This is a genomic window from Haemophilus haemolyticus (assembly GCF_001008275.1).
GTDB lineage: Bacteria > Pseudomonadota > Gammaproteobacteria > Enterobacterales > Pasteurellaceae > Haemophilus > Haemophilus haemolyticus_P.
Map to the genome: position 1 here is coordinate 1 of NZ_LCTH01000047.1, position 8,094 is coordinate 8,094.

Here is an 8,094-nt window from a genome sequence, read left to right on the forward strand (position 1 = left end):
GCAGTAGATGCTGCTGTAGACGCCGCAGTTGCTTTAGAGTCAGCGGTTGAAGCTGCTGTAGAAGCCGCAGTTGCTTTAGAGTCAGCGGTTGAAGCTGCTGTAGAAGCCGCAGTTGCTTTAGAGTCTGCTGCAGTTGCTTTGCTGTTTGCAGTAGATGCCGCAGTTGAAGCCGCTGTTGCTTTAGTTTCAGCCGCCGCTGCTTTTTCTTTAGCATCTGCCACATCTGTTTTGATTGTGTCAATATCAGCTACAGCTTTTGCTGCTTTAGTTAATTTTTCTGTCGTTGTTGCACTTAAACCATAAACGATATTGCCGTTGCCATCTGTGCTAACAGTAAGATCTGAGGTTGCGCCAAAAGTAACTTCGTTATCTTTATTTAACGTCCACTCTTCCGCTTTACCATCTTTAGTGTCTTTTTCGGTTTCAGCATTCTTCACTTTGAAAGTTTGCTTACGCGCTTCAAGTGCGGTTACTTTTTCTGTTGCTGTAGATGCCGCTGTTGAAGCTTGTGTCGCAACGCTATTCGCATTATTGGCGGTAGTTTGTGCGGCAACCGCTTTCGAGTCAGCAGTTGACGCTGCTGTTGATGCTGCTGTTGCTTTGCTTTCTGCCGTTGAAGCTAACGTATTTAACTCAGTTGCAACATAATAAAGTTGTGAACCATTGATCGCATCGGTAGATGTCGCTGATACATCGCCAGCACCCACGTTTTGGATTTGACGTTTAATTGCTGGACCACCAACAGAAACAACCCCTTTATTTCCTTTTGATGTTTGGAAATTGGTTGAAATATCTTTACCGTTAATTGTTAAAGCAGAAATGTTATTGGTTGCGGCTGTAACAGATGAGTCACCTAGTGCCACATCGCCAGCTGAGGTATTCGCTGTTGCACCACGACCTAACGCTAATGCGCCTTCTTGTCCTGCAAGCGCTACTGCACCAAGTGTTGTCGCGTTAGCCGCAGATGCCACTGAACCACGACCTACAGCAGTTGCTTCGTTTCCTGAAGCTTGGGTTGATCGACCAATAGCCGTTGCATTAGTAGCTGAAGCATTGGCACCATTACCCATCGCCACAGTGAAGTTTCCTGCTGCTTTAGCATCAGGACCCACTGCAACAGTCCAGCAACCGGTAGCAACAGCTTGATAACCTAACGCTGTAGCAGCCGTCTCAGTCGCGTTTGAACGCTGACCGAATGCAATTGAACTACCACCGCTTGCGTTTGCACTCGTACCAAACGCCATTGCGCTACCGCCACTTGCACTCACTTCACGACCAAATGCAATCGCATTTGCAGCACTTGCAGATACGTTATAACCCATTGCGATTGTTGCAGCTGCATTAGTTAAGGTATTTTGACCAATAGAGATTGAGCTTTGGCCTGATGCATTTGCATTTTTACCGATTGCCGTTGCAGACGTATTCGTTACAATCGATTCCAAACCAATTGCAACAGAATCGGTTGAACCTGCGGTTACTTGTGCGTTACGTCCGATAACGGTTGAATTAGTCGCACTATTGATAGCATTTTGACCAATAGATACGCCACCTGCCGCTGAATTTGAAGCCTCATCACCAATTGCGAGAGAACTTGCACCCGAAGCAGTTGCATTAGGGCCTAACGCAATTGCATTCGCACCTGTTGCATTCGCTGCCGCACTTAATGCACCACGGTTACCTGTTTTACTTGAGTTTACGTGTAAATAGGTATTATTAACCGCTGCTGCTGCACTATCAGCTGTAGTTTTCGCTTCATTTGCTGTGGTTTGTGCTGCATCAGCTTTAGAAGCCGCAGTTGAAGCCGTAGTTGAAGCCTGTGTCGCTTTGCTCTCTGCTGTAGATGCAAGAGTATTAATCTCTGTAGCTACATAATAAAGTTGTGAACCGTTGATCGCATCGCTTGAATCTGCTGCAATCTTACCTGCGCCAACATTTTGGATTTGACGTTTAACGGTAGCGTTACCTACAGAAAGCACGCCATTGTTTGTTCCTTGAATAACGTTTGCAGCAACATTTTTACCATTTAAGGTAAATGAATTACCCGCATTTTGCGCGGCTGTGGTTGCACCTTGACCTAATGCAATGTCGCCTGCTGTTGTTGTTGCTTGGGCACCTTTACCTAACGCCAATGCGCCTTCTTTAGTAACATTAGTCTCTCGACCTAATGCGATCCCTGCTTCTGCAGTTACGTTAGAGTTGTAACCGACCGCAACGGAATCTTGGCCTTTAATATAAGCGTTTTGACCTAAAGCGATAGAACGATCGGCACTATTTGTTGCGCCACTGCTTGTTCCATCAAGTTTTGCACCACGACCAATCGCAATACCAGAATCAGCCCAACCACCAACTGAAACATCTCCGCCTACGGCTAAAGCATTTGTTGCACCATTAGTGATATTGGAACCAATAGAGAAGGAGTTTACATTGCTTGTTTTAACATCTTTACCAATTGAAACAGTGTTAGTGTTACCCGCAGTAATATTGCTACCCAAAGCAATAGAATTGTTACCACTTGCAGTTGCATCTGGACCTAACGCAATCGCATCTGTGCCAGTTGCGTTACCACGTTCATTTAATTTAGCTTTGTTCCCCGCTTTATTTGAATTAACGTGTAAATAGCTGTTGTTTACTGCTTCTGCAGCATTATTTGCCGCTGTTTTAGCATCAGTTGCTACAGTATTTAATGCGGTTGCAACATGGTAAAGTTGTGAGCCGTTGATCGCATCCGTTGAGGTTGCAGATACATCACCTGCGCCTACATTTTGGATCTGACGTTTAACGGTTGTACTACCTACAGAAACAACGCCTTGATCGCCTTTTGCTTTCACGAAGCTGTCGGACACTTTCGTTGTGCCAATAGTGAACTCAGTAATATTATTAGCTGCGGCAGTAACAGATGAAGCACCTAATGCAACATCACCACTTGCAGCATTAGCGGTTGCGTTATTACCTAGTGCTAATGAGCTATCTTTTCCTGCTGTTGATGATTTACCAACTGCTACTGCATTTACTTCAGTTGCATTCGCATTGTTACCCACTGCAACAGCAAAGTTTTTCAATGCTCTAGCGTTAGGGCCAACCGCAGCAGTCCAAGTACCACTTGCTATTGCTTCGAAACCAACCGCAGTGGCTGCTTCTGCGCTTGCATTTGCCTGATTACCAAATGCAGAGGCCTTATGCGCAGTTGCTTTAGCATTTGGACCTGCAGCTACAGTCCAGTCACCTGTTGATTGAGCTTGATAACCTACAGCAGTACCTGCTCTACCTGTTGCATTCGATTCTTGCCCTAAAGCAACAGTACTATTACTTGTAGAGTTTGCTGATTTACCCATTGCAATAGCACTTGCGCCACTTGCTGTCGCACTTAAACCTACAGCAACAGAGTCAGTTCCATTTGCTGTGGAATCACGACCAACGGCTGTTGCATTATTATTGGCTGCATTTGCGTTTTGGCCAACGGCAAGGCTGCCTTGGGCTGAAGTTGCTTTTGCTTCATCACCAATTGCGATTCCACTTGTAGAAGAAGCGGTTGCATTCGGACCAACTGCCACAGAGTTTGAACCCGTTGCACCAGTCGCTGTATTGTCCTTATTACCTGTTTTGGCTGAGTTTACATGGAGGTACGCTGAGCTACTTTCTCCAATTTTTGTGGACAATGCATATAGCTGCGCACCATTCACCGCATCTGTTGAGGTTGCTGATACATCGCCTGCTGCCACGTTTTTGATTTGGCGTTTAACCGAATCACTACCTACTGAAACGACGCCTTTACCGTCAGTTTGTTTAACTGATGCATTATAACTCGCTGTTAGGTTAGTTCCAGACACTGTCCAAGCAGATAAATTACTGTTGGTGCTTGCGGTTGTCGCAGAACCCGCGCCAAGTACTATATCGCCATCTTTTGCAGCGTTTGCGCCGTTACCAATCGCAGTCGCATTAGAGGCTAAAACGGTTACGCCAGAACCTACAGCGACAGTATTTTTACCTGTTACAGAAATATGTTGACCAAACGCCGCTGCATTTTCGGTTCCTGATTTTAATGTAACGTTAGAACCAACACCAACTGAATAATGCCCAACATCATCTTCTGACTTAACACCACTCCCCATCAAGACACTTTCTTTTGCGCCTTTCGTGCTAATGTTTTGGCCTACATAAATACTGTTTTTATTATTTACCGTAGCTAGGTTTGCATAGTTTTTATCGCCTGATGTTTTTTCTACAGCAATATTACGACCAAAGAAAATATGGTTACCAAATCCTTGAATATCAGAACCTACCGCAAAACCAGCATCACTAGGAAGATATCCATTATCAGCCGTGTTACGTGCCCTTACGGAAATATTATGACCAATTGCTGATCCTCCAATTTCCGAATATACACCGTTACCAATAGAAATCGGTGAGGAGTTAGCCTGTACATTATTACCAATATACACCCCCCACGTCGCAGGGTTTGTTGCAACAACATTATTCCCCACAACAGTTAAATAGCGGTTACTATTGCCTTGTGTATTTGTAATTCTGTTACGCGTACCAATAACTGTAGAAACATTACCTGCTTTTAGCTCATTGCGGTCACCGAATACCACAAATTCCATACTACTGGTAATATTATTCTCACGCCCCATTACTGTAGCAGACGCTGGATTACCATAGTCAGCGGCAGAGTTTTCTGGCGCAAGACGGTTATCTGCCCCTACAACAATTGGCCATTTTTTCTCACTAATACGGCCACCGTATTGGTTACCCTTACCCCATGACATTGACCAGTCATTAGAATAGGTGTCATTAAAAGTTGCAGCAAAGCTTGGTGCCGCAATCAGCCCTAAAGCTAAGGATATTGCCGTCAATAATGCGGATTTCTTAAAACCAACCGCACTCGTTACTTCGGCACGCTTATCCGTGCTTGCCGTTGCTTTCCCTTGCGATTTCGCTAATTCAGAAACGACTTCCAATCGTTGGGTCGTTTTATTCCAAATTATCTTAAATATTTTGTTCATTAATTAGTTTCCTAAAAAATAATTACTAAAAAATAGCAGCACACCATGTACTGCTATCGCTTACCTCTTAATTCCATAGAGAAATCAAAAAATAATATGCCTCTTTCTAGAGGACATCTTATTTTGCCACAACAATGACGATAAATACACCATCTTTTTGTAAAGATAATGTAAAGATGGGAGTGGGGGAAATGTATATGTATTCTTTTTAAGGATATTATTTAAATATTAAATAACACTAATAAAAAAACACCTTTTCTAGGCGGTTAAAGAAGTTTGCTATACCATTAGCAGTTCATCATCAATATCAGAATTTGGAATCAACTTACGAATTTGCTTAGATGTTGCGGTAATAATGTTTGATGCAAATTCTTGCACTCCAACCATAAAGGTAGAAAACATAGTAATAGGAATAATCCACATCACCCATGCACCTGAATTGACTTTAAATGCATCAGCAATCACTTTCTGACTTCTATTCAAGAGGGATTTTAATTCGGCACTTTCTGTAGCTAATACCATTTTATGGCGTTTCTCTAAACGCTCTCTTAATTTTGGGTCTGTATCATAGCGTTTTTTCATCTCTTGAATAAGAGATATATCAATTTTAGGTAAACGAGTCATTAAATTTGCAACACTTTCATTTACCATATGATAAACCGCTTTATCGTTATCATTAAGTTTTTCAATGTCCATTTGATGTAATTCAATTTGGATCATTAACAGCTCAGCGCGTAGTGCCATTCTTTTATTTGGTGCGATAATTGACTCATACATCAGGTGACCTAATGCAAAAGCGATGATCACATAAAGCACTATAGCCATCACACTAATCATCTTTGTGCTCCTATTTTATTTTTCATTTTTGATGAATATTTCTTAAATTCTTTCTCTAATTTAGCGTAATTACGACGATTTCTTTTTGCATCATAAACCCAAGCTAATAGAATGGAGATAAATAATACATATCCTAAAACATAACCTGCTTTGAGATATTCAAGAAATGTAAACGTTAGTTTCGATATATCTTCTTGTGGCAATTTATAGAGAATAAGTAAAAAACTAAGCATAACAATAAGTATAGGCAACTGACCACGGTTCATTGCAGTATTTAATACATCTCTTACTGCTTGAGCCCAAGTGACTTTACTATTTTGGTTATGACTATTCATTCAATCTCCGAGTTAAATTAATAGTCCACAAGCAAAACTTATGGCTATCTTTAATGCTTAAAGTCAGCATATTCTAAATTAGCCCACATTAGCTGACAATCTTTTTTTCTTTGAGAAAAAAGAAACTATTAAGATTCAACACAATATTTTGATAATTGATATTGTTTTTTATTTTTTCAATGTCGGCACAAACTCTGACAGCATTTTTATCTCTTCTTCACTCAATCTGCTTTTTACCATGTTGCCTGCACCTTGTATTTTTCCACTTTTACGATCGGAAAGTGCGGTGTAAATTTCCTCTGAATTTAGCGTATTGATTATTCTAGATTGTCCCAATGCTGACTTGTCAGCGGATTTTCCATGGCAGGTCGAACAGGTTCGTTTATAAAAATTTTCAGCTTGTTCCATATTCACATCAGCCAATACAAGTTGGCTGGCGGTGAGTAAACTTAAAGAGAGTAGAGTAGTGTAAATTCTTTTCATAGATTATCCTTTAAATAATTTAGTTAAATCGTCTTCGGGAATTTTTCCTTCATATTTAGCTTGAATGTTTCCTTCAGGGCTAATGACAAATGAAGTGGGCGTGCCGATAAGTTGATAACGTTCAGCGGTAATTTTCATTTGATCTTTAATTACAGGCAAATGGAGTTCACGTTTAGCCACTATGGCTTTGGTGTCCATTTTATCGCCATCCACATTAATCGCAATGAGCGAAACTTTGCCAGGATTGTCTTCTGCGAGTTTTTCAAATTCTTTTAACTCTGCAATACAATGTCCGCAAGTTTCTGACCAAAAAACTAATAATCGTGTGCCTTTCCAGTTTTCTAGGTTGGCTGGATTGCCTTGAAGATCATAGGCGGCAATATCAGGCGCTTTTTGCCCCACTGAGGCAACTTCATCTTTACAAGAAACAGCACCGAAAATAACCGCACTTATGGCAACTAATTTCAATAGTTTATTTGTTCGCATGATTTTCTTCCTTTACAAATTTTCCGTGATGTAAATAAATAACACGATCGGTGAGTTCACCTAACTCTGGATTATGCGTCACCATTACAATAGTGCGCCCTTGTTGATTGAGTTTTGTGAGCAAATCTAGCACTAAAGATTCGTTTTGCTCATCTAAATTTCCCGTTGGTTCATCAGCAAAGATAACGGGCGGTTGATTCACTAACGCACGCGCAATGCAAACACGTTGTTGCTCACCGCCTGAAAGTTGGCTTGGGCGGTGGTCAATGCGATGGCCTAAGCCTACTTGTTCTAATACTACTTTGGCGGATGCTTCATCAATCACGCTGTGATAATGTTGTGCCAGCATAACGTTTTCAAGTGCGGTCAAATAAGGGATTAAATGGAATTGTTGAAACACTAAGCCAATTTTTTCCGCGCGGAAACGTTGACGACCGACTTCATCTAATTGTGCGGCATCCACACCATCTAAAATGACTTTGCCTTCGCTAGCGGTATCTAAGCCCGTTAAAATATTCATCAGCGTAGTTTTACCAGAGCCCGAAGCCCCCATAATCGCCACAAATTCCCCTTGTTTGATTTGAATATTAATGTCTTCCAGCGCGGTAACTTGCCCGAAGCGTTTATATAAATGTTGGGTTTCTATTACAAAGTTGGTCATGGTTTTTCTCTTTTATTATCTAATCTCTTCGTGAATTAAGACTGCCAAATCTCCCCTCCCCCTCTTTGCTAAAGAGGGGAATTGTTTTGTGGTTAAATACACTATAATTGTTTCATCTACTTTTATTATCTAATTTCTTCGTGAATTAAGACTGCCAAATCTCTCCCACCCCTCTTTGCTAAAGAGGTGAGTGGTTTTGTGGTTAAATACATTATAACTGTTTTATCTACTTTTATTATCTCAAATGGTAGGTTAAATCTCAGCACTAAAAATTCCCTCAATTACCCCT

At 41.3% G+C, this 8,094-nt stretch carries 6 protein-coding genes; all 6 read right to left on the reverse strand.

Annotated elements, in window-relative coordinates:
- Positions 1 to 5,003: ESPR-type extended signal peptide-containing protein (locus AAX15_RS06970; RefSeq protein ID WP_046939732.1), on the reverse strand; the 5,003-nt coding region annotated here is incomplete at its 3' end.
- A 279-nt stretch (positions 5,004 to 5,282) separates the two neighbouring features.
- On the reverse strand, positions 5,283 to 5,840 hold the full coding sequence (locus AAX15_RS06975) for a hypothetical protein (protein WP_046939734.1): 558 nt from the start codon (positions 5,838 to 5,840) through the stop codon (positions 5,283 to 5,285).
- Entirely contained in the window at positions 5,837 to 6,175 is a 339-nt protein-coding gene (locus tag AAX15_RS06980; protein WP_046939735.1) for a hypothetical protein, read from the reverse strand. Before AAX15_RS06980 ends, AAX15_RS06975 begins: the two co-directional genes overlap by 4 nt.
- A 168-nt stretch (positions 6,176 to 6,343) precedes the next feature.
- A complete protein-coding gene (locus AAX15_RS06985) occupies positions 6,344 to 6,658 on the reverse strand; it encodes a c-type cytochrome (RefSeq protein WP_046939737.1) in 315 nt (104 codons plus the stop codon).
- 3 nt (positions 6,659 to 6,661) lie between these two features.
- Positions 6,662 to 7,144, reverse strand: a complete 483-nt coding sequence (locus AAX15_RS06990) for a TlpA family protein disulfide reductase (RefSeq protein WP_046939738.1) — start codon at positions 7,142 to 7,144, stop codon at positions 6,662 to 6,664.
- Positions 7,131 to 7,805, reverse strand: a complete 675-nt coding sequence (locus AAX15_RS06995) for an ABC transporter ATP-binding protein (protein ID WP_046939740.1) — start codon at positions 7,803 to 7,805, stop codon at positions 7,131 to 7,133. Before AAX15_RS06995 ends, AAX15_RS06990 begins: the two co-directional genes overlap by 14 nt.
- Between the last annotated feature and the right edge of the window lie 289 nt (positions 7,806 to 8,094).